This window comes from Mesorhizobium sp. P5_C1 (assembly GCF_054049815.1).
Genome location: NZ_JBFULQ010000748.1, coordinates 1 through 2,153, shown reverse-complemented (window position 1 = coordinate 2,153; position 2,153 = coordinate 1). Strand labels below are relative to the sequence as shown.

The window sequence follows — 2,153 nt, the reverse complement described above, 5'->3', positions numbered from 1 at the left end:
GCACTACCGTTACGCTCGGCTCGCACACATTCGAGCCAGAGGCGATCAAGGCGTTCGCCAGGAAATACGACCCGCAAATTTTTCATATCGACGAGGAAGCAGCCAAGAAGAGCGTGCTCGGCGGGCTCTGCGCGTCGGGCTGGCACACGGCCGCGACCTGGATGAAACTCAATTTGGCAAGCAGCATGGACGCCGAGATCGCTGCGTGGAGCGGGCCCGGCCCGGTGCCGGAATTCGGCCCCTCGCCTGGCTTTAAGAACCTGAAATGGCTGAAGCCGGTCTATGCCGGGCAAACGATCACCTTCACGCGTACGGCACTTTCCCACCGGCCGATCGCCTCACGCCCCGGCTGGCGGCTGCTGGCGTTGCGTTGCGAGGCCTTCGATTCGACCGGCGACAAGGTGCTGGAGTTCGAAAGCGCAGTGCTGGTGAAGGTGGAGTAAGCCCGGCGCTTCTCCCTTCTCCCTTGTGGGAGAAGACGTCGGTGCTCCCTGGAACACCCCTCATCCGACCGGGCTTCGCTCGGCCACCTTCTCCCACAAGGGGAGAAGGCAAGAGGTCCCCTCAATGCCCCTCGAATCCGATCAGCGTCCTCACCGGCACGCCGAGCGCTTCGAGCTTGGCGCGGCCGCCGAGATCCGGCAGGTCGATGACGAAGCAGGCTGCAAGGATGTCGGCGCCGATCTGCCGCAGCAGTTTGACCGCCGCTTCCGCGGTGCCGCCCGTGGCGATCAGATCGTCGACGAGGATCACCTTCTCGCCAGGAGAAACGCCGTCCTTGTGCATCTCCATCTCGTCGAGCCCGTATTCAAGGCTGTAGGCGACGCGCACGGTCTCGAAAGGCAGCTTGCCCTTCTTGCGGATCGGCACGAAACCGGCCGAGAGCTGATGGGCGACGGCGCCGCCAAGGATGAAACCACGCGCCTCGATGCCGGCGATCTTGTCGATCTTCTGGCCGGCATAGGGATGCACCAGCTCGTCAATGGCGCGGCGGAAGGCGCGCGCATTGCCGAGCAGCGTGGTGATGTCGCGAAACAGGATGCCGGGCTTGGGATAATCCGGAATGGTACGGATCGCGGCAAGCAGTGAGTCTTCGAGGGAGGATTTCATGGGTCGAGATTACCTGAAACGGAGATTCTTGCGCGACAATTGTTCGATCGAACTGCAGCCCATCAGCTTCATGCCGCGCTCGATCTCGACCCGCATCTGTTCGAGCGCCCGTTCGACGCCCGGCTGGCCGGCCGCCGCGAGCGGGAACAGATAGTAGCGGCCGACGCCGACCGCCTTGGCGCCGAGCGACAGCGCCTTCAGCACATGCGTGCCGCGCTGCACGCCGCCATCCATGATGACGTCGATCTTGTCGCCGACCGCGTCGACGATCTCGGCAAGCTGGTCGAACGCCGCTCGCGAGCCATCCAGCTGCCGGCCGCCATGGTTCGACAGCACGATGCCGCTGCATCCGATCTCGACGGCGCGTTTGGCGTCCTCCACCGACATGACGCCCTTGAGGCAGAACGGACCCGACCACAGCCTGACCATCTCTGCGACATCGTCCCACGTCATCGACGGGTCGAGCATTTCGGTGAAGTAACGGCTGATCGACATGGTGCCGCCGCCCATGTCGACATGCTCGTCCAGCTGCGGCAGCTTGAACCCCTCATGGGTGAAATAATTGATCGCCCAGGCCGGCTTGATCGCGAACTGCAGCATCCCGGCCAGGTTGAGCTTGAAGGGGATGGCAAAGCCGGTGCGTTTGTCGCGTTCGCGGTTTCCCCCGGTGATGCTGTCGACGGTCAGCATCATCACTTCGACGCCAACCTCCTTTGCTCGCTGCATCATCGCCCGGTTGAGGCCGCGATCCCGATGGAAATAGAACTGGTAGACCTGCGGGYCGCTGCTGATCCCGCGCGCCTCCTCGAGGCTGACGGTGCCAAGCGAGGAGACGCCGAACATCGTGCCGTATTTGGCCGCGGCCTTGGCGACCGCGCGCTCGCCCTGATGATGGAACAGCCGCTGCAAGGCGGTCGGCGAACAATAGACCGGCATCGCCAGCTTTTGACCCATCACCGTCACCGACATGTCGATCTCGCTGACGCCGCGCAGGACGTTGGGAACCAGATCGCAGGCATCGAAGCTTTCGGTGTTGCGGCGAT

Annotated in this window: 3 protein-coding genes; 1 reads left to right on the top strand and 2 read right to left on the bottom strand. The window is 63.6% G+C overall.

The window, feature by feature from the left end; translation table 11 throughout:
* Positions 1–443, top strand: a 443-nt coding sequence (locus ACXJ7R_RS30790) for a MaoC family dehydratase (RefSeq protein ID WP_457155101.1), incomplete at its 5' end; no start/stop codon positions are given.
* 121 nt (positions 444–564) lie between these two features.
* On the opposite strand, the gene ACXJ7R_RS30785 is transcribed toward ACXJ7R_RS30790, so the two are convergent.
* Together ACXJ7R_RS30785 and ACXJ7R_RS30780 are read right to left on the bottom strand one after the other, a co-directional pair.
* Positions 565–1,110, bottom strand: a complete 546-nt coding sequence (locus ACXJ7R_RS30785) for an adenine phosphoribosyltransferase (protein WP_095090850.1) — start codon at positions 1,108–1,110, stop codon at positions 565–567.
* A 9-nt stretch (positions 1,111–1,119) separates the two neighbouring features.
* On the bottom strand, positions 1,120–2,153 hold a 1,034-nt coding region (locus ACXJ7R_RS30780), incomplete at its 5' end, for an alpha-hydroxy acid oxidase (protein WP_457155100.1).

Coding starts and splice junctions, on each gene's coding strand:
- ACXJ7R_RS30785 (WP_095090850.1), bottom strand. CDS start 1,110: ATGAAATCCTCCCTCGAAGACTCACTGCTTGCCGCGATCCGTACCATT.